General features: G+C 73.1%; 19 protein-coding genes and 2 pseudogenes. 17 read left to right on the forward strand and 4 right to left on the reverse strand.

Features of this window, described 5'->3' with window-relative positions:
• The first annotated feature begins 51 nt into the window (after positions 1 to 51).
• The 7 genes from CRP52_RS27750 to CRP52_RS27780 all read left to right on the forward strand — a co-directional run bounded on the left by CRP52_RS27750 (position 52) and on the right by CRP52_RS27780 (position 12210).
• Positions 52 to 2205, forward strand: a complete 2154-nt coding sequence (locus tag CRP52_RS27750; RefSeq protein ID WP_097240385.1) for a molybdopterin oxidoreductase family protein — start codon at positions 52 to 54, stop codon at positions 2203 to 2205.
• Positions 2202 to 3446 carry an NAD(P)/FAD-dependent oxidoreductase gene (locus CRP52_RS27755; protein ID WP_097238885.1) on the forward strand — a complete coding sequence of 415 codons (1245 nt, stop codon included), beginning with the start codon at positions 2202 to 2204 and terminating at the stop codon, positions 3444 to 3446. Before CRP52_RS27750 ends, CRP52_RS27755 begins: the two co-directional genes overlap by 4 nt.
• A gap of 47 nt (positions 3447 to 3493) precedes the next feature.
• Positions 3494 to 6049, forward strand: a complete 2556-nt coding sequence (nirB, locus tag CRP52_RS27760) for a nitrite reductase large subunit NirB (RefSeq protein WP_097240386.1) — start codon at positions 3494 to 3496, stop codon at positions 6047 to 6049.
• Positions 6046 to 6405: a nitrite reductase small subunit NirD gene (gene nirD, locus CRP52_RS27765; protein ID WP_097238886.1), complete on the forward strand. Its 360-nt coding sequence runs from the start codon at positions 6046 to 6048 to the stop codon at positions 6403 to 6405. Before nirB ends, nirD begins: the two co-directional genes overlap by 4 nt.
• The gene (locus tag CRP52_RS27770; protein WP_097238887.1) at positions 6402 to 7739 is read left to right on the forward strand and encodes a nitrate/nitrite transporter; all 1338 of its coding nucleotides are present in this window, start codon (positions 6402 to 6404) and stop codon (positions 7737 to 7739) included. Before nirD ends, CRP52_RS27770 begins: the two co-directional genes overlap by 4 nt.
• A gap of 151 nt (positions 7740 to 7890) precedes the next feature.
• Positions 7891 to 8340: a hypothetical protein gene (locus tag CRP52_RS27775; RefSeq protein WP_097238888.1), complete on the forward strand. Its 450-nt coding sequence runs from the start codon at positions 7891 to 7893 to the stop codon at positions 8338 to 8340.
• 51 nt (positions 8341 to 8391) lie between these two features.
• Positions 8392 to 12210, forward strand: a complete 3819-nt coding sequence (locus CRP52_RS27780; protein WP_097238889.1) for an HD domain-containing protein — start codon at positions 8392 to 8394, stop codon at positions 12208 to 12210.
• Positions 12211 to 12268: 58 nt separating this feature from the next.
• Here CRP52_RS27780 and CRP52_RS38520 read toward each other — a convergent pair whose 3' ends face one another.
• Together CRP52_RS38520 and CRP52_RS27790 are read right to left on the reverse strand one after the other, a co-directional pair.
• A complete protein-coding gene (locus CRP52_RS38520) occupies positions 12269 to 12745 on the reverse strand; it encodes a hypothetical protein (RefSeq protein WP_097238890.1) in 477 nt (158 codons plus the stop codon).
• A gap of 418 nt (positions 12746 to 13163) precedes the next feature.
• On the reverse strand, positions 13164 to 13649 hold the full coding sequence (locus CRP52_RS27790; RefSeq protein WP_097238891.1) for a universal stress protein: 486 nt from the start codon (positions 13647 to 13649) through the stop codon (positions 13164 to 13166).
• A 464-nt stretch (positions 13650 to 14113) separates the two neighbouring features.
• Here CRP52_RS27790 and CRP52_RS27795 point away from each other — a divergent pair, with 464 nt between their 5' ends.
• From CRP52_RS27795 to CRP52_RS27805, 3 genes and pseudogenes are all read left to right on the forward strand, one after another.
• Positions 14114 to 14308 carry a hypothetical protein gene (locus CRP52_RS27795; protein ID WP_097238892.1) on the forward strand — a complete coding sequence of 65 codons (195 nt, stop codon included), beginning with the start codon at positions 14114 to 14116 and terminating at the stop codon, positions 14306 to 14308.
• 37 nt (positions 14309 to 14345) lie between these two features.
• Entirely contained in the window at positions 14346 to 15719 is a 1374-nt protein-coding gene (gene lysA, locus CRP52_RS27800) for a diaminopimelate decarboxylase (protein WP_097238893.1), read from the forward strand.
• 23 nt (positions 15720 to 15742) lie between these two features.
• A pseudogene (locus tag CRP52_RS27805) lies at positions 15743 to 16162 on the forward strand (ABC transporter substrate-binding protein); the annotation flags it as partial.
• A 60-nt stretch (positions 16163 to 16222) separates the two neighbouring features.
• On the opposite strand, the gene CRP52_RS27810 reads toward CRP52_RS27805, so the two are convergent.
• A complete protein-coding gene (locus CRP52_RS27810; protein WP_257032883.1) occupies positions 16223 to 16729 on the reverse strand; it encodes an ArsR/SmtB family transcription factor in 507 nt (168 codons plus the stop codon).
• 57 nt (positions 16730 to 16786) lie between these two features.
• Between CRP52_RS27810 and CRP52_RS39910 the strand changes: the two are divergent.
• The 7 genes and pseudogenes from CRP52_RS39910 to CRP52_RS27840 form a co-directional block, all read left to right on the forward strand.
• Positions 16787 to 16969 (forward strand): annotated as a pseudogene (locus tag CRP52_RS39910) (S41 family peptidase); the annotation flags it as partial.
• 373 nt (positions 16970 to 17342) lie between these two features.
• On the forward strand, positions 17343 to 17696 hold the full coding sequence (locus CRP52_RS39915; RefSeq protein WP_257032884.1) for a S41 family peptidase: 354 nt from the start codon (positions 17343 to 17345) through the stop codon (positions 17694 to 17696).
• Positions 17697 to 18050: 354 nt separating this feature from the next.
• Positions 18051 to 19394, forward strand: a complete 1344-nt coding sequence (locus CRP52_RS27820; protein WP_097238895.1) for an extracellular solute-binding protein — start codon at positions 18051 to 18053, stop codon at positions 19392 to 19394.
• A complete protein-coding gene (locus CRP52_RS27825; protein WP_097238896.1) occupies positions 19391 to 20362 on the forward strand; it encodes a carbohydrate ABC transporter permease in 972 nt (323 codons plus the stop codon). Before CRP52_RS27820 ends, CRP52_RS27825 begins: the two co-directional genes overlap by 4 nt.
• A complete protein-coding gene (locus CRP52_RS27830; RefSeq protein ID WP_097238897.1) occupies positions 20359 to 21186 on the forward strand; it encodes a carbohydrate ABC transporter permease in 828 nt (275 codons plus the stop codon). The genes CRP52_RS27825 and CRP52_RS27830 overlap by 4 nt, the downstream gene beginning before the upstream one ends.
• A gap of 5 nt (positions 21187 to 21191) precedes the next feature.
• Positions 21192 to 22964 carry a glycoside hydrolase family 36 protein gene (locus CRP52_RS27835; RefSeq protein WP_097240387.1) on the forward strand — a complete coding sequence of 591 codons (1773 nt, stop codon included), beginning with the start codon at positions 21192 to 21194 and terminating at the stop codon, positions 22962 to 22964.
• Between the two features lie 85 nt (positions 22965 to 23049).
• On the forward strand, positions 23050 to 24231 hold the full coding sequence (locus tag CRP52_RS27840) for a LacI family DNA-binding transcriptional regulator (protein WP_097238898.1): 1182 nt from the start codon (positions 23050 to 23052) through the stop codon (positions 24229 to 24231).
• Here CRP52_RS27840 and CRP52_RS27845 read toward each other — a convergent pair.
• A complete protein-coding gene (locus CRP52_RS27845; protein ID WP_097238899.1) occupies positions 24217 to 25026 on the reverse strand; it encodes a DeoR/GlpR family DNA-binding transcription regulator in 810 nt (269 codons plus the stop codon). The genes CRP52_RS27840 and CRP52_RS27845 overlap by 15 nt on opposite strands.
• Positions 25027 to 25153 lie beyond the last annotated feature (127 nt).

The raw sequence follows: 25153 nt of genomic DNA on the forward strand, positions 1-25153 counted from the left end.
CGCAACATCCGTGACCCGGTCGCGAAACAGCGGGCCGTCACCTTTCTCGGCATGACGCCGACCAGCACCGCCGCCCCCGCCACGGCCCCCGCCGCGGCCACCGACACGCACTGCCCGTACTGCTCGCTGCAGTGCGGCATGCGGCTGGCGACCGGTGTGACCGGAGGCAGCGGAGGAGTCGAGGTGCTGGAGCGCCCGGACTTCCCGGTGAACCGGGGCGCGCTCTGCGGTAAGGGCCGTTCGGCGCCCGCCCTGCTGGCCCGGGACGTCCGGCTGACCGGCCCGCTGTTGCGCGACCGCCCCGGCGGGCCGCTGCGCTCGGCCGGGTGGCCGGAGGCGCTGGACCGGGTCGCCGACGGGCTGGCGCGGGTGCGGGCCGAGCACGGGCCGGACGCGGTGGGTGTGTTCGGCGGCGGCGGGCTGACCAACGAGAAGGCGTACCTGCTGGGCAAGTTCGCCCGGGTGGTGCTGGGCACCGCCAACATCGACTACAACGGCCGGTTCTGCATGTCCTCGGCCGCCGCCGCGCACCGCCGGGCCTTCGGCCTGGACCGCGGGCTGCCGTTCCCGCTCGAGGACATCCCGCACACCGGCTGCCTGATCCTGGTCGGCGCCAACCCGGCCGAGACGATGCCGCCGGCCGTCCGCTACTTCCGCGAACTGCGGGAGAACGGCGGCCGGTTGATCGTGGTCGACCCGCGCCGCACCCGCACCGCCGAACTCGCCGACCTGCACCTGCAGCCGCGCCCCGGCGGGGACCTGGCGCTGGCCCTCGGCCTGCTCCACCTGGTGATCGCGGACGGCCTGGTGGACGAGGAGTTCGTCGCCGAGCGGACCACCGGCTTCGAGCAGGCCCGCGCCGCGGCGATGGCCCACTGGCCGGACCGGGTGGAGCGGATCACCGGTGTCGCCGCCCACCGGCTCCGCGAGGCGGCCCGGATGTTCGGCGAGGCGGAGACCGGCATGGTGCTCACCGCGCGCGGCCCCGAGCAGCACAGCAAGGGCACCGACGCCGTCGGCGCCTGGATCGATCTGTGCCTGGCCACCGGCAACTCCGGCCGCCCGTACAGCGGTTACGGCTGCCTGACCGGCCAGGGCAACGGCCAGGGCGGGCGCGAGCACGGCCAGAAGGCCGACCAACTGCCCGGCTACCGCTCGATCGAGGACCCGGCGGCGCGCGCCCACGTCGCCGCCGTCTGGGGCGTCGACCCCGCGACGATCCCCGGCCCGGGCAGGTCCGCGTACGAGCTGCTGGACGGCCTCGGCCGGCCCGACGGCGTCCGGGCGCTGCTGCTGGCCGGCTCCAACCCGGCGGTGTCCGCGCCGAACGCCGGGCACGTCACCGAGCGGCTGCGCTCCCTGGACCTGCTGGTCGTCGCCGACCTGGTGCTCTCCGAGACCGCCCGGCTCGCCGACGTCGTCCTGCCCGTCACCCAGTGGGCCGAGGAGGACGGCACCACCACCAACCTGGAGGGGAGGGTGATCCTGCGCCGACGCGCCCTCGACCCGCCGGAGGGCGTGCGCAGCGAACTGTGGGTGCTGCGCGAGCTGGCCGCCCGGCTCGGCGTGCCGGCGGGCTTCCCGGCGGACGGCTTCCCGGTCGAGGCCGAGCGGGCCTTCGACGAGCTGCGCCGTGCCTCGGCCGGCGGCGACGCCGACTACGCGGGCATCAGCTACGCCCGGATCGCCGCCGAGGACGGGGTGTTCTGGCCCTGCCCGTCCGCCGACCACCCGGGCACCCGGCGGCTGTTCCTGGACCGCTTCGCCACCCCGGACGGCCGGGCCCGCTTCGCCGCCGTCACCCACCGCCCGGCCGGCGAGGAGCCGGACGCGGCGTACCCGCTGTACCTGACCACCGGCCGGGTGCTCTCCCAGTACCAGAGCGGCGCGCAGACCCGCCGGGTCGCCGAGCTCAACGCGGCCGCGCCCGGCCCGTACGTCGAACTGCACCCCCGGCTCGCCGAACGGCTCGGGATCGCGGACGGCGAGCCGGTCGCGGTCACCAGCCGGCGCGGCCGGGCCGTCGCCCCGGCGCGGGTCACCGACGCCATCCGGCCGGACACCGTGTTCATGCCCTTCCACTGGGCGGGCGCCGGCAGGGCCAACAGCCTCACCAATCCGGCGCTCGACCCGGTGTCGCGGATGCCGGAGTTCAAGCTCTGCGCGGTGCGGGTGGAGCCGGTCCTGAAAGAGGTGACGACGTGACCCCGAGGATCGCCGTGGTCGGCGGCGGCATGGCGGCCGCCCGCTTCGCCGAACGGTACGGCGCGCTCGGCGGGCCCGGCACCGTCACCGTGTACGGCGCCGAGCCGCGCGCCCCGTACAACCGGGTGCTGCTCGCCGAGGTGCTGACGGGGCGCTACGACGCCGAGTCGATCGCGCTGCCGCTCGGCGGGGCGACGGCCCGGCCCGGGTGCGAGGTGGTGGCGCTCGACCCGCGGGTCCGGACGCTTCGGCTGGCCGACGGCAGCACCGAGGCCTGGGACGAACTGGTGCTGGCCACCGGCGCCAACCCGGTGCTGCCGCCCGTCCGCGGACTGCGCCGCGCCGACCGGCACGGGCCGGCCGGGGGCGGGCACACGCTGATCGAGGGCGTGCACACGCTGCGCACCGTGGAGGACTGCGCCCGCCTCGCCGAGGAGGCCGTCGGCGCCAAGCGGGCCGTGGTGATCGGCGGCGGGGTGCTCGGGGTGAGCGCCGCCCGGGCGCTGGCGGCGCTCGGCGTGCGCACCGAAATCGTCCACCAGGCACCGCATCTGATCGAAGGTCAACTCGACGGTGAGGCGGCCGAGGTGCTGCGGGAGCGGCTGCGGGCGCTCGGCGTCGAGTGCTACACCGGCAACCGGGCCCGGGCCGTCCACGGCGGCGAGAGGGTCGGGGCGGTGGAGCTGGCCGGCGGCTACCGGCTCGACTGCGACCTGGTCGTGCTGGCCTGCGGCACCCGCCCGCGCACCGCGCTCGCGCACGCCGCCGGACTGCCCGTCGCCACCGGCGTGCTGGTGGACGACGCCCTGGCGGTCGCCCCGCACGTGCACGCCGTCGGTGACTGCGCCGAACACCGCGGCACCGTCCACGGATTGGCCGGCCCCGCCTGGGAACAGGCCGACGTCCTCGCCCGCCGCCTCTCCGGCGCCGAACCGGACGCCCGCTACCCCGGCACCCGCCCGCGCGCCCGGCTCAGCACCGGCGGCCTGGAGTACGCGGCCTTCGGCACCGTGGACGAAACCCTCGACCCGGGCCTGGACGTGCTGCGGCTCACCGACGCCACCCGCGGCAGCTACAAGAAGCTCGTCCTGCGCGGCGACCGCCTGGTCGGCGCCATCCTGCTCGGCGACCTGGCCACCGTGGACGCGCTGGCCGGCGCCTTCGCCGACGACGGCGCACTCGCCGGCCACCCCCTGCACCTGCTCACCCAAGGAACTGCGATGACTGGAGACATGCGTTGACCACTGACCACCGCAGTACCCGGGACCTCGTCCTGGTCGGCCACGGCATGGTCGGCCAGCGCTTCCTGGAGGCCTGGACCGAACAGCCGGCCGCCCGCGGCTGGCGGGTCACCGTCCTCGCCGAGGAACCCCGGCCCGCCTACGACCGGGTCCACCTCAGCGCACTGTTCTCCGGCAGCACCGCCGACGACCTCGCGCTCTGCCCGGACGGCTTCCTCGCCGAGCACGGCATCGACCTGCGCCTGGGCGACCCGGCCACCGCGATCGACCGGGAGCGGCAGCTGGTGCGCACCCGGTCCGGCTCCCACGTCCGGTACGACGTCCTGGTGCTGGCCACCGGTTCGGTGCCCTTCGTGCCGCCGGTGCCCGGCGCGGACGCCCCTGGCTGCCACGTCTACCGGACCATCGAGGACGTCGACGCCATCCGCGCCCAGGCCGAGACCGCCCGAACGGGCGTGGTGGTCGGCGGCGGACTGCTCGGCCTGGAGGCGGCCGGCGCCCTGCGGGCCGGCGGACTGGACACCCACGTCGTGGAGTTCGCGCCCCGGCTGATGGCCGTCCAGGTCGACGACGGTGGCGGCGCGGCGCTGCGCCGCAAGGTCGAGGACCTGGGCGTCAGCGTCCACACCGGCGCCGGTGCCGGCGGCGTGCTCACCGGCCCGGACGGCCGGGTCCGCGCACTCGCGCTCTCCGACGGACGTGAACTCCCCGCCGACCTCGTGGTGTTCTCGGCCGGCGTGCGCGCCCGCGACCAGCTGGCCCGGGACTGCGCACTGCCCGTCGGCCCGCGCGGCGGCGTGGTGGTCGACGCGCACTGCCGCACCGAGGACCCGGCGATCCTCGCCATCGGCGAGTGCGCCCAGGCCGCCGATGGCCGGGTCTACGGCCTGGTCGCCCCCGGCTACCAGATGGCCGAGACGGCGGCCCGCACCATCGCGCTGCCCGACGGAGCCACCCCGGGGGGCGAAGGCTTCACCGGCGCCGACACCTCCACCAAGCTCAAGCTGCTCGGCGTGGACGTCGCCAGCTTCGGCGACCCGCACGGCACCGCCGAAGGCGCCCTCGACGTGCTCTACAGCGACAGCCGCAGCGGCGTCTACCGCAAGCTCGTCATCGGCGCCGACGGCGCCCTGCTCGGCGGCGTCCTGGTCGGCGACACCGAGGGCTACGGCACCCTGCGCCCGCTCGCCGTCGCCGGCAAGCCGCTCACCGTCGCCCCCGAACAGCTCGTCCTGCCCGCCGGATTCGCGGGGATCGCCGGACCGGTCGTCCTGCCCGACGACGCGGTGCTCTGCTCCTGCCACAACGTCACCCAGGGCGCGGTGCGCGCCGCCGTCCGCGACCAGGGCGCCGACAGCGTCGCCGCCGTCAAGAAGTGCACCCGGGCCGGCACCGGCTGCGGCAGCTGCCTCAAACAGCTCGGCACCGTCGTGAAGGAGGAGTTGGCGGCCGCCGGAGTCAGCACCAGCACCGGCCTGTGCGAGCACTTCACGCACACCCGGGCCGAGTTGTACGAGATCGTCCGGGTGACCGGGGTGGCCGGCTTCTCCGAACTGCTCGCCCGGTACGGCACCGGCGGCGAGGGCTGCGAGATCTGCAAGCCGACCGTCGCCTCCATCCTGGCCAGCCTCGGCAACGGCCACATCCTGGACGGCGAACAGGGCGCGCTGCAGGACTCCAACGACCACTTCCTCGCCAACCTCCAGCGCAACGGCTCCTACTCGGTCGTCCCCCGGGTGCCCGGCGGCGAGATCACCCCCGCGGGCCTGATCACCATCGGCGAGATCGCCCGCGACCACGGCCTCTACACCAAGATCACCGGCGGCCAGCGGATCGACATGTTCGGCGCGACCGTCGACCAACTCCCGGCCATCTGGCGCAGGTTGGTCGACGCCGGCTTCGAGTCCGGACACGCCTACGGCAAGTCGCTGCGCACCGTGAAGTCCTGCGTCGGCGAGACCTGGTGCCGCTTCGGCGTCCAGGACTCCACCACCCTCGCCATCGAACTGGAGCTGCGCTACCGGGGACTGCGCTCCCCGCACAAGCTCAAGGCCGCCGTCTCCGGCTGCGCCCGCGAGTGCGCCGAGGCACAGAGCAAGGACTTCGGCATCATCGCCACCTCGGCCGGCTGGAACCTCTACGTGGGCGGCAACGGCGGCATGACCCCCCGCCACGCCGACCTGCTCGCCGCCGACCTCGACCGCGACACCCTCATCCGCACCATCGACCGCTACCTGATGTTCTACATCCGCACCGCCGACCGCCTGGAGCGCACCTCGGTCTGGCTGGAGCGGCTGGAGGGCGGCCTGGACCACCTGCGGGCCGTAGTCCTGGACGACTCCCTCGGCATCGCCGCCGAGCTCGACGACCTGATGGAACGTCACATCGGTGGCTATCGGGACGAATGGGCCGAAACCCTCACCGACCCCGAACGGCTGCGCCGCTTCGCCTCCTTCGTCAACGCGCCCGGGACCCCCGACCCCGCCGTGACCTTCGTCCCCGAACGCGGCCAGATCCGCCCCGCCCGCCCCGGCGAGGCCGGCCACACCCTCGCCTCCCCGGTGCTCGTCGCCGGGGCCCGACCGGAGGTGCTCACCCCGTGACCGTACAGATCCACGACGGCAGCGACTGGCAGACCGTCTGCACCCTCGCCGACCTCCAACCCGGCCGCGGCGTCGCCGTGTTGCTGCCCGACCACGACCAGGTCGCGCTGTTCCGCGACCGCGCCGGAACCCTCCACGCCGTCGACAACCTCGACCCGTTCAGCGGCGCCCCCGTCCTCTCCCGAGGCCTGCTCGGCAACCGCGGCGACCGGCCCACCCTCATCTCCCCCATGTACAAGCAGGTCTACGACCTCACCGACGGACGCTGCCTGGACGAGGACACCACCCACGACGGCACCCCCGCCGTGCTCCGGCGCTGGCCGGTCCGGATCCACCCCGAGGAGAGCGCCGCATGACCACCGTCCTCGACACGAGAACGCCCTCCCCGCTGGAGAGTTGGGACCCGGAGGACGAGGAGTTCTGGGAGCGCACCGGCGCCCGGGTCGCCCGCCGCAACCTGGTCTTCTCCGTGCTCTCCGAACACATCGGCTTCTCGGTGTGGAGCCTCTGGTCGGTGCTCGTCCTCTTCCTCGGCCCCGAGTACCACATCGACACCGCGGGCAAGTTCACCCTCACCGCCCTGCCGACCGCCCTCGGCGCCCTGCTGCGCCTGCCGTACACCTTCGCCGTCGCCCGCTTCGGCGGCCGCACCTGGACGGTGATCAGCGCCCTGCTGCTGCTCGTCCCCACCGGGCTCGCGGCCCTCGTGCTGCAACCCGGGGTCCCGTACGGGACGTTGCTGGCCGTGGCCTGCGTGGCGGGCGTCGGCGGCGGCAACTTCGCCTCCTCGATGGCCAACATCAACGCCTTCTACCCGCACCGGCTCAAGGGCTGGGCACTCGGCATCAACGCGGGCGGCGGCAACCTCGGCGTCCCGGCCGTGCAACTGCTGGGCCTGCTGGTGCTGGCCACCGCCGGCGCCACCCACCCCCGGCTGCTGCCGCTGCTCTACCTGCCGCTGATCGTGCTCGCGGCGGCCGGGGCGTGGCGGCGGATGGACAACCTGGCGGTGGCGGGCCCCCGTTCGGGGGAGGGGCGGGCGCTGCGCGAGGTCGCCCGCGACCCGTACGCGTGGGCCGTCTCCACGCTGTACATCGGGACCTTCGGCTCGTTCATCGGCTTCGGCTTCGCCTTCGGGCAGGTACTCCAGGTGCAGTTCCACGAGCGCTTCGACACCCCGGTCAAGGCGGCGGCGCTCACCTTCCTCGGGCCGCTGCTCGGCTCGCTGCTGCGGCCGGTCGGCGGACGGCTCGCCGACCGCTACGGCGGGGCGGTCGTCACCCTGGGCACCTTCCTCGCCATGGGCGCCGGGACGGCCGTCGTCCTGGCCGCGTCCCGGGCGGGCTCGCTGCCGCTGTTCCTGGCCGGCTTCATCGCCCTCTTCGTGCTCAGCGGCATCGGCAACGGCTCCACGTACAAGATGATCCCGGCGCACTACCAGGCCCTCGCCCGCTCGGCGGTCGCGGCCGGCGCCGACCCGGCGACCGCCGAGGCCGACTCCCGCCGCCGGTCAGCCGCGCTGATCGGGCTCGCGGGGGCGATCGGGGCGTTCGGCGGGGTGCTGGTGAACCTGGCCTTCCGGCAGTCCTTCCTCGCCAGCCACAACGGGGACGCGGCGTACCTGGGGTTCCTGGGGGCGTACGTGCTCTGCTCGGTGCTGACCTGGGCGGTCTGGCTGCGGCGGAGGTGAGGTGGCGGGGGTGAGGTGGCGAGGGTGCGGCGCCCGGCTGGGGGACGCGGGACTCGGCTGTTGGTATGACGGCCGGACGTCCTCGGCGCGCGGTGGTCCGGCCGGGCGATTAGCGTCGGCCGCACCACGTCCTCGGTTCAGGGAGGCTGCAGTGCATCGTTGGATCGTCCTGACGGTACTCACCTCGTCCCTCGCCGGCCTCGCCGCCCCCGCCGGGGCCGCCGGCACCACCGACCCCGCCCCCGCCACCACCACGGTGACGCTCGGTGGCGCCAAGATCGACCCGAAACAGCCGGGGAGGGTCCGCGTCGACGTCAGCTACCTCTGCACGGTGGCGGCCGAAGCCCGCTCCCTCACCGTCTCCGTCGAGCAGAAGGACCCGCAGGACTCCTCCGCGATCGGCTTCGGCTCCAGCCGGACCGCCGAGAAGGACGTGATCTGCGACGGGACGCCGCAGCAACGGCAGTTCATCGTCCAGTCCAAGACCTTCAACTGGATCCCCGACACCGATGCCGTCCTGACCGCCACCGTCACCAATATCGGCGCCACCCCGTCGGCCGCGGCCGACGCCAAGCGGGTCACGCTCACCACCGCACCCTGACCCCGGGTTTGCCCTACGCTCGTGCCCTGCACGCGGGGAGGGGCACGAGCGGTGGTCGACAGCTCGAACACGATGAACGGCACCGTGCACGGGGACGCCGTCCAGGCCGGGTACATCGGCAACGTCTACCTGGACGGGCGGCGTCCGCCGGCCGTGAAGGACGGGGACGACCCGTGGGTGCGCATCGCCGCGGAATCCCGCGCCTGGCAGCACGTACGGGCCGGTCGGGATGCCGAGACGTACCGGCGGGCCGCACTCGCGGCCGTCCGCCGACTCGCCCGGCTGCGCGACGCGGTGGACCGGGCGGACGACCTCGCGGACGACCCCTGGCAGGACCCCGGGATCGCCGTCCGCTTCGCCTCGCGCGTCGGCTGGCTGCTCGGGGACGGCTCGCTCGACCTCTACCCGGCCGAGGCGGCGCTGCTGGCGGTCGTCCCCTTCCTCTACCGGGTCCGCTCCCTGCAGCTGGCCGCCGCCCGGACGACCGTACGCCCGACCGACCTCCGGCCCACGGCGGCCCCCGAGGGCGACCGGGCGGCGTACGAGCAGTTCATCGAGTCCTACGACCTGCTCACCCACCGCACCCGCACCCGCCCCGACTCCGCCGCCCCCATCGGCTGGTGGCTCTACCACCGCTGGCTCGACCAGCACGAGGACCTGGCCGATCCCGAGGGTGTCCGCGAAATCCTCGACCGGCTGCCGGTGCTGGACGAACTCGGCGAGACCTTCGCGCTCAAGCGGATCTGCGCCCTCCTGCACGGCCTCCGCCGAGGCCCCGACGTCACCAACCGCGACTACCTCGCGGGCCTCCGCGAGGACGACCACCTGCGCGCCCCCGGCGAACAGCACGTCCGGGAACCGAGGTTGGCGCTCATTCTCGCCCTTGCCTACGGCACCGCCATCGAGACGACGGCCCTGCCCGACATCGTCGCCGAACACCTCGGCATCCCGCACGAAGTCGACCTCGCCGACCTGCGGGAGACCCTCGAACTGGCGGTCTGGGGCGGCTCCTACGACCTGCCGGTGCTGCGAGCGGAGTGCCGGCACGAGGCGGTGGTCGAAGGCCTGCGCGAGTACACGGCCAGGGCCGACGAACTCCTCCACGCCGTCCGCCGCGTGCTGGTGGGGCACCCGCTCCCCACCCGTCTCACCTCCGACGAGGCCGCCCCCGCCGCCGGTGCCTTCACCGGCTGGGCGAGGTTCCGGTTGGACGAACGCCGGGTACGCAGCCTGCTGATGGGCGTGGAGCTCTACCGGGACCGGGACCTGGCCGTCCGCGAGCTCTACCAGAATGCCCTCGACGCCTGCCGCTACCGCCGGGCCAGGACGGAGTACCTGGACCGCACCAACACCCTCGGCGCCAGGTTCACCTACGACGGCCGCATCGACTTCCGCCAGAGTGTGGACCATGACGGCCGCGCCTACCTGGAGTGCGAGGACAACGGCGTCGGCATGGGCGAATCCGAGCTGCGGGGAGTGTTCTCGAATGCCGGCGCCCGCTTCGCGGAGCAACTGGACTTCAAACTCGAACGTGCCGAATGGCGGAAGGCTGATCCGCCCGTCGAGCTGTACCCCAACAGCCGCTTCGGCATCGGCGTGCTGAGCTACTTCATGCTCGCGGACGAGATCCAGGTCACCACCTGCCGCATGGACGCCACCGGCCGGATCGGCCCGCGGCTGGAGGTCTCCATCTACGGCCCCAGCCACCTCTTCCGCATCACCGAACGCGAGGACAGCTGCCGCAAGCCCGGCACCACCGTCCGCCTGTACCTGCGGGACGACATCGACCTGGAGGAGACCTGGTCCGCCCTCGACGTCCTCGAACGCCTGCTGGGAGTAGCGGAGTTCCGTACCACCGTCGCCCATGGCGAGCGCGGATCGGTCTGGGAACCGGGAGTGTTCAGGCCCCGGTCGGCGCCTGAGAGCGAGACCTTCGGCCTCGACGCGCACGGCGTGACGGTTTCGTGGAAGGACGCTCCGGACGGTGCGCACGTGGTCTGGTGCGAGGAAGGCGGAGCGCTGTTGGTCGACGGCCTGCTGGTCGAACCGGAGGTGAGGCGAGGAGTTTTCTCGCCGTGGAAAGACAGCCTTGCGGGTGCCGTGGTGAACCTCTCGGGCCGCTTCGCGCCGGGGAAGATGTCGGTGGATCGGCGACGGGTCATCGACGACACGTCGGGAACGGTCGGCGCGTTGTTGGCCGAAGGGGCCGGTGAACTCGTCAGGTCCGATTCGGGACTGTTCGGAATGGAATGGGTCGGTCGGCTCACTGACGACTGCATTCAGCTCGCCGATCTGGTGGCAGCGGAGGCGGTACGTCAGGGCTGCCGGCTGACGTCACAAGGGATCGCATTCGACCTGGGAAGAGCGGGACTCTTCCCCGCAGACCGGAGGATTCTTGGCTACATCGGGATCGGACTCGACCCGGAGGAGAACCGGAGGAACCAGGAGAGCGCGACGCCATCGGATCACGTGCTCCTCTGGAGGCTGATGGCGCACGGGAGGACAGACCGACTGGAACGGTTGGCTGGTGTGTCCGCAATGGCTCTCGCAACCCGAGACATCCGATTGGCGAAGCCTTCCGACTCGGCCCTCCTGATCACGCGAGGTTCTCGCCGCCAGGCACGGACCTGGAGGGAGTCGGTATCCGAGAGCTGGCTCGCCGAGGTGGCCGCCGAGTTGGGCCTGACTCATGAGCAGGTGCGTGAACGGGCTGCTGCGCTCGGGCTCGAAGCTGACGACGAGAGAGTGTCACCGTCCGGTGGTGGCGAAGCCGCTCTGCCGATCGGTGTAGCCGAGCTGTTCGAGATCTGGAAGTTCGGAAGGGAGCCGATGGAGGCTGTCGTCGAACGTCTGACCAGCCGTGGCGTGGTCGTTTCCGCCGAGGTGTCGAAGACGGCTGCAGCGATGGTGGCCGATCCGGTGCTTCTGCTTGGAGGAAAGGGCCTGTCAACGTTCGGCACGCCGTTCGAGCGGGATGGCTCGGTTGCGCCAGGGTATCTGGCAAAAGCGAGTTCGGTGCTCGGGATTTCGACTTCCGAGGCCTGTGCTGCCTTTGCCAAGTACGGAATCGCGGCTGATGCCACAGGACTTCCGGACTTCCCGTCCAGTGATGACGTGAGGTCGCTGAGCGTACGCCTCAACGGCACGAGCCCCTGGCTCAACCGCTCGAAGACGGCGTCCGTGGTCCACGTGCTGCAAGCCGCGGCGACCGAGTCGATCGGTGTGGCTGACGTCATCGATCGGCTGACGGCTGTGGGAATCCCGGTTCCGTCGTTGCCCGCGGACGCCAGTGCCGAGGACGTGGAGCTCTTCAGGGACAAGGCGGGCGGGTTCCGGTGGTTTGACAGCCTTTCCTATGGACGCCTCTTCGCGGTTGTCGGACGTGGTGTGTTCACGCTGCAGGAGGCGATCGATCGGTATCGGACCTATGGATTCCACGTTCCCATGAATGCGCCGGAGGTGAATTCCCTCCTGGACTTCCAACTGCTCTCCGGCCACGGCCCGATGAAGTGGCCGAACACGGAGGTCGGCAGTGTCGTGCCGTTCGCCGACCTGATCATGGCGGCGAGCGCGACGGGGCGGAACCCGGAAGAGCTCGTGGCTCGCCTCAAGGCGTGCGGGATCCCGGTGTCGACGGAGACGCTCCCGGCCGATGTCTCCCTGCGGGAGGCGGAGGATTTGGTTCGGTCCTTCGCGAGATCGTCCAGTAGGCCGTCCTCGTTGGCCCTGTTGCTGAGAGAGGAAGATCGACTCGGAAGGTCCGCCCGGCAGATCCACTCGTGGCTTCATGAGTGGGGCGTGGTCGATCGAGACCTTGCGGACGTCGTCCGTGCCGCCCTCGCCCGGGTGCCGGTGGAGGATCCCTCGTAGGCGCGGATTCCGGTGGATGTGCCGGCGCGGGAGCGGGCGTCGGGGGCGCGGCGGCGGGTCAGTGGCGTTGATCGAGTCTGGGGTCGGGTTTCCGTGAGCGGGCGGCGTCGGCGAGGAGGTGGGCGGCGTCGAGCGGGATGTCGAGGCGGCGGGCGATCCAGGGGGCGGGGCGGCCGGCGCAGGCGAGCATCCACGCGGAGTAGAGCTGGCCGAGTTGAGGTGCGTTCTCGGTGAGCAGCAGCGGGCGGACGGCTTCCATCGGGAAGCCTTCGAGGGCGCGGGCGCTGTATTCGCGGCCGTTGGGGCCGACCGGGGGCAGCGGGAGCGGGCGGCGGGTGTCGAGCCAGCGGCTGAGGAGGACGGCGCCGACGACGAGCAGGCCGGTGCCGGAGGCGCCGATCAGGATGCCGCCGATGACGGGGCGGTCGTCCTCCTCGGCCATGCCCAGGGCGATTTCCTCCAGGACGAGCAGGCCGAGCACGGTGAGGAGGACCGCGGCCTCGCCGGGGCGCGGGTGGAGCCGGGACGTCGTCATGCGGAACCTCTTCCTCGGCGGGGTGGCCGGGGCTTCGGGGCGGGTGCGGCGATTCACCTTCCGTACAACGGCGGCGGGCGGTCCGGGGCACGCTTGGGCGGGCCGGGCGGTGAAACGCCGGATCGGAGTTGACGTACCGTCAGATGACTTGCTTGGTCGGCTGATTGGTCGGCTGATTGGTCGCCACGCGGACGCCTCGGGTCTCGCCTCCTTCCGGTCGGGCGTGCCGTGGGGCACGTTCGTCGACGGGGTGGGGAGCTCGGGTTCGGAGGGGTCGGACCTCGTACCAGCATAGCCTGAGCATGCCAACTTCGACAGTCCTGTCGAAGTTGGCAGCCGGGGAGCCGTGGGGCACGGGTCGTGGGGCGGCAGCCGGCCTCAGCGGGCCTCAGTCGGTCTCAGCGGGGCTCAGTCGGTCTCAGCGCGCCAGGAGGGGCAGCGGGGCGCCGGTGCGGGCGGTGAGTTCGAGGCGGGTGAGGAGGGCGGAGGGGGAGACCTCGACCACGCGGCAGCCGGCCCGGTGGCGGCAGTGCCGGGCGACCGAGCCGTGGCGCAGCCGGTCCAGGCGGCGGCGGGTGGCGGCGCCGAGGACGAGCAGGTCGTCCGGGCCGGTGACGGCGCCGACCAGGGCGGGCCCGGGGTCGGTGTTGACCACCAGCGGGTGGATGACCAGGCCGGACGGGTAGCCGCCGTAGGCCTGCTCGAAGGCGATGTCCAGGCGCCGGCGAGCGGCGTGCTCCAGTTCGGAGAGCGGGCGCAGGTCGTCCCGCCCGTCGGCGCTCCAGGCTGCGACGGGTACCAGCACCGCCCGGTACCGGGCCGCTTCGCCGACGGCGTGGTAGAGGGCGGCCAGACTGCTCAGTGATCCGCTCAGGCCGACGATCACTCGGGTGGTCCCGGTCATGGCCGTTCGCCTCCGTTTCTCGGGTGGGGTCTCCCCGGCGGTCTCCCGGTGGAGTTCTCCCGGTCAGGCACTCCTTGCTTCGGATGACTCCAGTGAACCCCGGAACCGGTCCGTCCGTACCGCCGCCGGAGCCGTCATGACGCCGTCATGACGGCTCCGGGACGCATCTTGACGGCCTGCTGACAGCCGTGGCGGTCCGCCGACGGCGCGCGGATGCCGCGCAGCCCGGCCCCGGCACGAACACCACCGGGCCCGGCGCGCCATGCCCGCATTGACGAGGCCTTGGCGGCGTGCGGGCCGTCCTTGACGACTCCCTGACACCGTCAACGGGCCGCTGTCAGGGGGGCGTCAAGGACGGGAGCGGGGGCGTAGGCCATGCGTCAAGGACGGGTGCGGTCGGTGTGCGCAGGGTCTCCACTGGAGGGGTCCGGCCGTACGGCCCGCCGCCCGAAGGGATCCCCGCCATGACCAGTGCCACCACCGCCATCGGCGTTCTCGGCGTCAACGGGGCCGTCGAGGCCGACGAATCGCCGGTGCGGACGATCCGTCTGCTGTCGCGGACCGCCCACGCGGAGCCGCCGGAACCGGCCCCGGCCGACCGCGACCGCATCCGCACCCGCCCGGCGCACTGCCGCACCGCGATGCACTTCGAGGACTGAACCGGCCGCCGCCCCGACCCCTTCCCAGGAGCACCCCATGTCCCAGCTCATCGCCCGCCCCGCCACCGCAACCCCGACCACTGATGCCCCCGCGGCCGACGCCCCCGCCGACGTGCTCGGCGGCCCCTGGCCGGCCTCGGCGCGGCCCGGCCGGAGCGGCGACCTGCTGGTCGGCGGGGTCGGGCTGGCCGAGGCCGCCGAGCGGTTCGGCACCCCGCTGTACGTGCTGGACGAGGGCGAGGTCCGGGCCCGCGCCCGGGCCTACCGGCGGGCACTGCCGCACGCCGACGTGCTGTACGCGGCCAAGGCCTTCCTGTGCAGCGCCATGGCCGACTGGGTGGCCGACGAGGGCCTTGGCCTGGACGTCTGCTCCGCCGGCGAACTCCGGCTGGCCGTCTCGGCGGGCTTCCCGGCGCAGCGGATCCTGCTGCACGGCAACGCCAAGTCCCCGGAGGAGCTGCGGCTGGCCCGGCGGCTGCGGGTCGGGCGGATCGTCATCGACGGCCCGGCGGAGATCGCCCGGCTGGCCGCGCTGGTGGCTGCCGACACCCCGCAGAAGGTGCTGGTGCGGGTCGTCCCGGGCATCGCGGCCGGGCACCACGCGGCGGTGCGGACCGGCGTCGGCGGACAGAAGTTCGGCTTCCCGATCGAGGGCGGCGACGCCGCGGACGCCATCGCCCGGGTGCTCGATCAGCCGGGCCTCGAACTCGCCGGTCTGCACTGCCACTTGGGATCACAGATCACCCAGGTGGAGCCGTACCTACGGGCGGTGGACGCGCTGGTCGGCCTGCTGGCGCAGGTCCGGGATCGGCACGGCGTCGAGCTGCCCGAGCTGGACCTCGGCGGCGGCCACGGCATCAAGTACCTGCCCGACGACGAGGAGCTGGACCTCGCCGAGTTCGCCGTCCGGGTCACCGACCGGCTGGCGGTGCGCTGCGCCGAGACCGGGCTGGCGGTGCCGCGCCTGGTGGTGGAGCCCGGCCGCGCGGTGGCCGGCCCGTCGGCGGTGGCGGTGTACCGGGTGCTGTCGGTCAAGCACACGGCGGACGGCCGCTGCTTCGTTGCCGTGGACGGCGGGATGAGCGACAACCCGCGCCCGGCGCTGTACGGATCGCCGTACAGCGTCCGCCTGGTGGGCCGGCGGTCGGAGGCGGGCTCGGCCCGGGTGGACGTGGTCGGCCGGCACTGCGAGGCCGGCGACGTCCTGGTGCGCGGTGCCGCCCTGCCCGCCGACCTGCGACCTGGCGACCTGCTGGCCGTGCCGGCGGCCGGGGCGTACCAGCTCTCGATGGCCTCCGGCTACAACCTGGTCGGCCGCCCGGCGGTGGCGGCGGTGCGGGACGGTCGGGCCCGGCTGCTGATCAGGCGGGAGACGGTCGAGGACCTCCGCCTGCGGGAGGTCGGCCGGTAGGTCGGCACGCACGAACGGTCAATCTCGCCGGGGTCCTGGTCGGCGCCCCGGCCGGGCAGCCGGAGTTCACCGAGTGGGCGTCGCTGCTGGGCCGCGACGGCGCCGCGATCCCCTTCCTGCGCTACCTGCCCGAACGCCTCGACCCCCTCGGCGCACGCGTCGAGGCGGCACTGCGCGAACGGCTGGCCGCAGCGCCGTCGTTCGTCGCCTTCGAGGGCTACGACACGATCGCCGTCCTCGCCGAGGCGCTGCGCTCACAGGGCGTGGACCGGGGTCGCATCGCCGAGGCCTGGCCGAGCATCGCGGTCGAAGGCACCCGGGGCACGATCCGGTTCTCCCGCGTGCCGGGCACCAGCGTCCGGCAGTGGGCCTGGCCACCGGTCCAGGTGGCCGCCCGCGATCCGGCGGCCCCCGACCGCTTCCGGAGCCTCTGGAACGGCTGAGCCGCCTTCCTGAAGCGGCGCGCTCCCACGCCGTCGTGCCCGCGGTTCGCGCCGGACCCACTACGCGCCGGCCTGCTGGTAGAGCGTCACCAGCAGGCCGTGCACCGGCTCGCCCTCCGGATCCTCCTCCGTCTCGTCGACCAGTGCGGCCAGCGCCTCGGCGAGCCGCGCCGCCTTGGCCGGGCTGAGCCGGACGTGGCGCAGCGCCAGGAGGTGGTCGACGGGTGAGCGGTCCAACTCCTGGGCGATGGCGCCGAACAGCGCGGCCGTGCCCTCGGCCTGCGGTTCGGGGACGAGGAGTCGTTCGGCGGTCCGCCGGTAGTATTTCTCGGTGCCGCCGCGCACCGTTCGCGTTCCCGCGTCCTGGACCAGCCCGGCCTCGCACAGCACCTTCAGGTGGTGGGACACGCTGCCCTTGTTCACCCCCAGCTGTGCGGCGAGTCGGCTGATCGTGGACGGCCGGGCGCTCAGGGCGAAGAGCAGGCGCTGGCGCACCGGGTGGGCGAGTGCAGTGTGCTGCAGCGGCGTGCTGATCCGCTGCACGTCTTCGTCTGGTTGATGACTCACCTGATCAAGCGTTAAGTACGGTTGACGCTTTGGCAAGTCGCTGGTCTACTCCCTCCCATGACTTCCACCACATCGCCCTCCGCGCTGGACGCCGCCGTCGTTGTCGACTCGATCGCCGACCTGGTCTGCGAGAACTACGTCTTCCCCGATGCCGCCCGGCAGCTGGCCGACCTGCTGCGGCGCCGCAGCGCCGAGGGCTCCTACCGGACCGAGTCCGCGCAGGAGTTGGCCGATGCGGTCACGGCCGACCTGCGGTCCGTCAACGGCGATCTGCACCTGGCTCTGAAGCACCACGAGGTGCCGGTGCCGAGCGAGCGGGGCGCGGCGGTGCTCGCCGCGATGCGCAGGGAGTTCGATGCCTCGCTGGGCGGTGTGCCGCGGGTGGAACTCCTCGACGGCGGCGTCGCGGTCCTGGAGATCGGGCCCAAGACGTTCCCGCTGGACTGGGCGGCGCAGCCGCTGGCCGCGGCGCTCTCCCTGGTGGCCCCGCCCGAGCCCTCATCCTGGACCTGCGCCGCAACGCCGGTGGCGATCCGAACACGGTGGCCTTCATCTGCGGGTACCTGCTGGCCGGCCGCACCCACCTCAACACCCTGGTCTCGCGGCAGGGGAGGTGGCCGAGCAGTCCTGGACGCCCCCGTTCGTCCCGGGTGCCCGCTTCGGCGCGGACAAGCCGGTCTACGTGCTGACCAGCGGAACCACCTTCTCCGCGGGCGAGGAACTCGCGTACGACCTGCAGCAGCTCGGCCGCGCCGAGATCGTCGGAGAGCCCACCCGGGGCGGCGCCCACCCGCGCGAGGGCTGGACGGTGCACCCGCACCTGGAGCTCAGCGTGCCCGTCGCCCGCGCGGTCAACCCGGTCTCGGGCACCAACTGGGAGGGTACCGGCGTCCGCCCCGACGTCCCGTGCGACGCCGGGGCGGCACTCGACCGCGCGCTGGAGCTGGCCGTGGCGCGCCGGGCCTGAGGTGCCTCCTCGGCGTCCAACGGGCTGACCGGACGAGGATGCCGGCGGTGTGAAGCGCGAGAAGTCGGTCCGGCCGACTTCTCGCGCAGTGCTGTTCAGGCGGACGGCAGCCCCGGGCGTGGACCTGACGGGCACGCCGGTCGTGGCTGCCGGATAACGGAACGGTTGCGGCGCCCGTCCTTCCCGTGCCCAGGTCTTGACGGCACGAGGAGGACGGGCGTTTGCTGTGTCCCGCTCGTTGGAACCTGTTTGGTTCTGGTTTGTTTTGTGTATTTGAACGTTCAAAACGACGCCGACCCCAGCGCCCGCGCCCCTCAAGCCCGCCAGCGCCACCGCCCCATCGAGAGGAATGCAATGTCACACCTTTCCCGACGCGACCTGCTCCGCGCCTCCGGAGCCGGCCTGCTGGCCCTCGCCGCCGGCGGCACCCTCGCGGCCTGCGGCGACTCCGGCTCCGGCGGCGCCTCGGGCGGGGACGCCGAGACCGGGACGGTCACCGTCTGGTCCTGGGCGACGGCCGCCGAGGCCCTGCGCGGGATCGTCCCGGCCTTCGAGCAGGACAACCCCGGCATCAAGATCGACGTCCAGGACATCGGCAACCCGGCCATCTGGGACAAGATCACCGTCGGTCTGGCGGCCGGCGGCCAGGGCCTCGGCGACGTCCTGCACATCGGCTGCGACTACCTGCCCGGCTACCTGGAGAAGTTCCCGGGAGGCCTGGCCGACCTCTCCGCGCTCGGTGCCGACGCCCACAAGGACAAGTTCGCCAAGGGCCTGTGGCCGGTCGTCACCGGCAAGGACGGCCACGCCTACGCCCTGCCCTGGGAGGTCAACCCGCTCGGCTTCTTCTACCGCAAGGACTACTTCGACAAGGCGGGCATCGACCCCGCCTCCCTCGCCACCTGGGACGACCTGATCGCCGCCGCCGACCGGTTCAAGGCCGCCAACCCCGGCACCTACCTCATCGGCATCAACAAGACCGCCAACCCCGACCCCGACCTCGACTTCCTGCAGTCCCTGATGCAGCTCCAGGGCGCCTTCTACTTCGACCTCCAGGGGAAGGTCACCCTCGCCTCCGAGCCGGACGTGCGCGCCCTGACCATCGTCAAGCGCCTGCACGAGGCCGGACTGGTCGGCGACGCCTCCGGCGACCAGGGCTGGCGCAACCTGATGAAGGCCGGCAAGCTCGCCGTCGCCCCGATGCCCGCCTGGGCCGCGCACTACCTGGAGACCAAGTTCGCCGACCAGAGCGGCAACTGGCGTCTCACCAAGCCCCCGGCCGTCACCCCCGGCGGCAAGCGCACCGCCCTGGTCAACTCCACCCACCTGGCCGTCGCCGCCTCCAGCCCGCGCCGCCGCGCCGCCTGGAAGTTCGTCGAGTACGCCCTCACCCGCCCCGCCTCCGTCAACGCCATGTTCACCGCCGGCGGCGTCTTCCCCGCCCTCACCGCGGCCTACACCGACCCGACGTACGCCAAGCCCAGCGCCTACTTCGGCGGCGACTCCCCGCTGAAGACCTTCGCCGAACTCGCCACCGACGGCGGCGACCCCACCAACTACTCCGGCGACTACGCCCGTGCCCTCAAGCTCGCCAGCGACGCCCAGACCAAGGTCTTCCTCAAGGACGGCGACCCGGCCGCCGTCCTCCAGGACGCCGCCAAGCAGCTCGCCCAGCAGACCGGACGCACGATCGCATGACCGCCGCCACCACCCCGTCCACCGCAGGACCATCCGCCGCCGCCCCGGGGCCGACCTTCGTCAAGTCCGCCACCGTACGAGCCCGCCGCTCCGCCCCCCGCCGTTCCCGCCGGCGCCGCACCGCCCTGCCGTACCTGCTGCTCGCCCCCGCCCTGATCACCTTCGGGATCTTCAAGGCCTACCCCGTCGTCTCCTCCCTGCTGCTCTCCTTCACCACCGGCTCCGGCACCGCCACCCGCGCCGCCGGACTCGCCAACTACCGCCGCCTGCTGGACGATCCGCTGTTCTGGACGGCCCTGCGCAACACCGGCGAGATCCTGGTCGTGCAGGTCCCGCTGATGCTCGGACTGGCCCTGCTGATGGCCGTCGGCATCAACTCGGCACTCGTGCGCTGGCGTACGGTGTGGCGGCTCGGCGTCTTCATGCCCGCCGTCACCGGCCTGGTCGCCACCGGCGTGATGTTCAGCTTCCTGCTCAACACCGACAACGGCGCGGTCAACCGGCTGCTGCAGGCGGTCGGTCTGTCCGGCGTCGACTGGCTCGGGCAGCCGTTCTGGGCCCGGATGGCCGTCGTCCTGGTGCTCACCTGGCACTACACCGGCTACAACGCCGTCATCTACCTCGCCGGACTTCAGTCCATCCCCAAGGAGTTGTACGAGGCCGCGATGGTCGACGGCGCCGGCCCCGTCCGCCGCTTCACCGCGATCACCGTCCCCGCGCTGCGCCCGGTGCTGCTGTTCACGATCGTGCTGTCCACCATCGGCACGCTGCAACTCTTCGACGAGCCCTACGTGTTGACCGGCGGCGGCCCGGACAACGCGACCCTGACCGTCTCCATGTACCTGTACCAGAACGGCTTCCGGTACTTCGACTTCGGCTACGCCTCCGCCATCGCCTACGCGCTCACCCTGCTGGTGTCGGTGCTCGGTGCGGTGCAGATGCGCCTGATGGGGGAGCGTGACCGATGAACCTCAAGAAGCTGCGCGGCTGGCCGCTGACCTTCCTGCTCGCCGCGATCACCGGGCTCTCCGTCGGCCCGTTCTACTGGCTGGTGATGGCCACCACCCGCAAGGACACCGAGATCTTCGACTGGCCGCCGTCGCTGCTGCCCGGCGGACACCTCGGGGACAACCTCGACCGGCTCGACCGGAGGATCGGCCTGCTCCGGGTGGTCGGCAACTCCCTGCTGGTGGCGGGGATCCAGACGCTGGGCGCCCTCGTCGTCGCGCTGCTCGCGGGCTACGCCTTCGCCAAGTTCCGCTTCCGCGGCCGGACCCTGCTCTTCGCGCTGCTGCTCTCCACCCTGGTGGTGCCCGAACAGGTCATGCTGGTACCGCTGTTCAAGATGATGATGAGCTTCGGCCTGCTGGACACCTACCAGGCGCTCATCCTGCCCGGCCTGTGCGTGCCCTTCGCGATCTTCCTGATGCGCCAGTCGCTGGCCGGCCTGCCGGACGAACTCCTGGACGCGGCAAGGGTCGACGGCGCCGGCGAGTTCCGGGTGCTGTGGAGCGTCGTCGTGCCGGTCATGCGGCCCGTGTTGGCAGCCCTCTCGATCTTCCTCTTCCTGGGCTCCTGGAACCAGTTCGTCTGGCCGCTGATCGCCCTGCGCAGCCCCGGGATGCACACCCTGCCCGTCGCCCTGGCCACCCTGCACGGCAACCAGAGCACCACCGACTACGGCGCGATCCTCTCCGGCACCGCGCTGTCCACCCTGCCGATGATGGTCCTCTTCCTGGTCCTCCAACGGCAGTTCATCTCCGGCCTGCTGGCCGGCGCCACGAAGGGATGACGACCGTGACCGACATCTGGGAGCCGCACGCCCCCACCGCCACCGGCGCCCTGCGCCCACTGCACGCACCCGGGCCGGGCGAGCTGGACCTGCGGGCGAGCGGCACGGCCACCGTCCGGGAACTCGCCGACGGGGTGGTGGAGGTGAGCGCCGAGGGCACGGGCGAGGTGCGGATCGAGTGGCGGGTGCCCTGCACCGACGCCACCGCCTTCTGGACGCCCGAACCGCGCGGCACCGGCTGGCTGCCCGCCGCCTGGAGCGCCCCGCGCCGCACCGGCCTCACCGTCGGTGCCCCGATCGCCGCCCTCGTCGGCACCGGGGACGTCGCGCTCTGCGCCTTCGCCGCCGGGCGCCCGGACGTCCTGGCCGGCGCCGGAGTGGTCGAGGAGACCGGCGAGTTCCGCTGCTGGGCCCAGGCCGCCGACCGGCTCACCGTGCGCATCGACACCTCGCGCCGGCACTACGCCCGCAGCCTCGCCGACCTCGCCGACTGGTGGTGCACCGGCCACACGGCGTCCGGTCACGCCGCCTCCGGCCACGCCGCCTCCGGCCGTACGATCGCCATCCCCGAGGCCGCCCGCCGCCCCGCCTACTCCACCTGGTACTCGATGCACCAGGACATCTCGCCGAAGGCCGTCGAGACCCAGGCCGCGCTCGGCGAGCAGCTCGGCATGGACGTCATCATCGTGGACGACGGCTGGATGACCGCCGACCGCACCCGCGGCTACGCCCACTGCGGCGACTGGGAGCCGATCTCGCTGCCCGACACGGCCGCCCACGTGCGCCGCGTCCACGACCTCGGCATGCGCTACCTGCTCTGGTACGCACTGCCGTTCATCGGCAAGGACAGCGCCGCGTACGAGCGGATCGGCCGCTACGCCCTCGCCGACGCCGCCCACATGGGGGCGATCGTCGCCGACCCGCGCTACCCCGAGGTCCGCGCCTTCCTCACCGACCGGCTCGCCCGCGCCGTCGAGGAGTGGGGCATGGACGGCCTCAAGGTCGACTTCGTCGACTGGTTCGCCCGCGCCGCCGCCGACACCCCGGAGGCCGGGCCCGAGGCGGACTGCACGAGCGTGGATGAGGGCGTGGAACGGCTGCTCGCCGAGATCCGCCGCCGGATCACCGCTGCCGACCCGGAGGCGATGATCGAGCACCGCCAGCCGTACGTCAGCCCGGGCCTGTGGCCGTACGTCACCATGATCCGCGCCACCGACTGCCCGCTCAGCCCGCAGGAGAACCGCCAGCGGACGATCGACGTGCGGCTCGCCGCCGGGCCCGTCCCGGTCCACGCCGACATGCTGATGTGGCACCCGGCCGAACCGCCGGAGCAGATCGCCTGCCACCTGATCAACGTGTTGTTCTCGGTCCCGCAGATCTCCGTCGACCTCGCCGCGCAGGACGCCGGGCAGCGCGAGGCCATCGCCTTCTGGCTCGGCGTCTTCCGCGAGCACACCGCCACCCTGCAACTCGGCGAACTGCTGCCCGCCCGCCCGGACCTCGGCTACCCGATGGTCACCGCCCGCGGCGCCGACGTCGTCGCCGTCGCCCGCTACGCCGCGCTGCCGGTGAACGCCTCCGGCGACGGCTGGCGCACCCTGCTGGTCGCCAACGCCGACGCCGACCCGGACGTCCGGCTCACCGGCGGCCGGGGCACGGCCTCGGTGACCGTGCAGGACGCCCGAGGGCGTATCGTCCGGCAGGGCGAGGTCGAGCTGGCCGGGGCGGACGTGATCCCGGTCCCGCGCGGCGGGCTGCTCACCCTGCGCCGCCCCTGACGGGCTGTCGTTGACGGGTCACCGCCGACGGGCGGCTCCGAGTCGCCCGACCACGAGCCGCCCCCGACCACGCTTGGAGGACCGGATGCCCGAGGGGCCACACCGACCGCGCCGCGGCGCCGCCACGATCGAGGAGGTCGCCCGCGCGGCCGGGGTCTCCCGGCAGACCGTCTCCAATGCGCTCAACGCCCCGCACCGGGTCCGCCCGGACACCTTGGAGCGCGTCACCGCCGCGATCCGCGGACTCGGCTACCAGCCCGACCAGTCGGCCCGCTCCCTGCGCAGCGGGGCCCGGCGCACGATCGGCTACCTCGCCCCGGTGGACGACCCGCTCGACCCCAACCCGCTGATGGCCGGCTTCCTGGAGGCCCTGGTCGACGCGGCCGGGGCCGAGGGCCAGCGGGTGCTGCTGTTCCGGCCCTCGGCGACCTCGGCGACCTCGGGGGACGCGGCGGCCGCGACGGCCGCGATCGACGAGCTGGTGGCGGCCCGTCAGGTGGACGGCCTGGTGCTCGCGGACGTGCTGGCCGAGGACGCCCGGATCGCGCACGTCGCCCGGCTCGGCGTCCCCTTCGTCAGCTTCGGCCGCACCGGGCCGGGGGAGCCGCAGCACTGGGTGGACATCGCCAACGACGCGGCGATGGCCACGGTGGTGCGGCACCTCGCGGCGCTCGGCCACCGCCGGATCGGCTACCTCGGGGCCGCCGAGGAGCTGCCGTGGATGGCGGCGCGCCGGGCGGGCTTCCTCGCCGAGTCCCGCCGGCTGGGACTCACGGCCGTCACGGCGGTCACGGCGGGTGGGGCGGGTACGGCCGTTACGGCGGGTACGGCCGTCGGTTCGGCCGGTGCCCCGCCGAGCACGGCCGTCGACGCCGTCCGGGCGCTGCTGCGCGGCCCCGACCGGCCGACCGCCTTCGCGGCGGGCAGCGACCTGCTGGCGCTGGACGTGTACGAGGCGGTCCGGGCCGAAGGGCTCACGGTCGGCCCGGGCGGGGTGGCCGTCACCGGCTTCCACGACACGCCGCTCTGCCGCCACCTGCACCCCGCGCTCACCTCCGTCCGGCTGCCGCTGCGGCCGATCGCCGCCGTGCTGCTCGCCCGGCTGCTCGCCCAGGTGCGCGGGGAGGCGGCGCCGACGGCCGGGGCCGAGCTGCCGACGGAGCTGGTGGTACGGGCCAGCAGCGGGCAACCCGGTGGCGGACAGCCGGGCAGCGGGCAGCCGAGCAGCGGACCGCCCGGCCTCGGACCCGACTCAGTCGCCGGATGACGCGACGATCAGCTCGCCGACCAGTCCGGCCGCCGCCGCCCGGTGCTCGGCGGGCAGGGCGTCGTCGGTGACCAGGACGTCCAGCTGCGCCAGGGCGGCGAAGGAGGCCAGGCCGACCGCGTTCCACTTGGTGTGGTCGGCCACCGCGACGACCCGGCGAGCTGACTGCAGGAAGGTGCGGTTGGTCTCGGCCTCGGCGAGGTTGGGCGTGGTCAGCCCGGTCTCGGGGGAGAGGCCGTGGCAGCCGAGGATCAGCAGGTTGACGTGCAGCGAGCGGATGGCCTGGTCGGCGACCGGTCCGACCAGGGCGTCCGAGGGCGTCCGGACGCCGCCGGTGCGGATCACCGTCGCCGTGGCGGGGGTGCCGTCCTCGTCGGGCTGTTCGAGCAGGTCGGCGATCCGCAGCGAGTTGGTCACCACGGTCAGGCCCTCGACCGCGCGCAGGTGCCGGGCGACGGCGTAGGTGGTCGTCCCGGCGGAAAGTCCGACCGCCGAGCCGGGCGGCACCAGCGCGGCGGCCGCCCGGGCGATGACCTGCTTGGCCGGCAGCTCCCAGGTCGCCTTGGTCTCGAAGCCGGGTTCGCCGCTGGACGGCGCCTCGACCCGGACCGCACCGCCGTGCACCTTCTGCACCAGGCCGCGGCGGGCCAGCGCGTCCAGGTCGCGGCGGACCGTCATGTCGGACACGTCGAGGTCCCTGACCAGCTCGGTCACCCGGACTCCGCCGCGGGCGCGGACCTGCTCCAGGATCAGCACGCGGCGCTGTTCGGCCAGCGGTTGGGCGCTGTCAGCCATCGGGAGGCCTCCTTCGACCACCTCGGGGGTGGGTGCTTGGCTCTGGATGTGGAATGCTGGTGGATAATGTTTGAGATTGTAGCTTTCTGTTGATTCCAATGACGCCACTCACATGACGCCACTCAGA

The sequence above is a fragment of the Streptomyces sp. 1331.2 genome (assembly GCF_900199205.1).
GTDB lineage: Bacteria > Actinomycetota > Actinomycetes > Streptomycetales > Streptomycetaceae > Kitasatospora.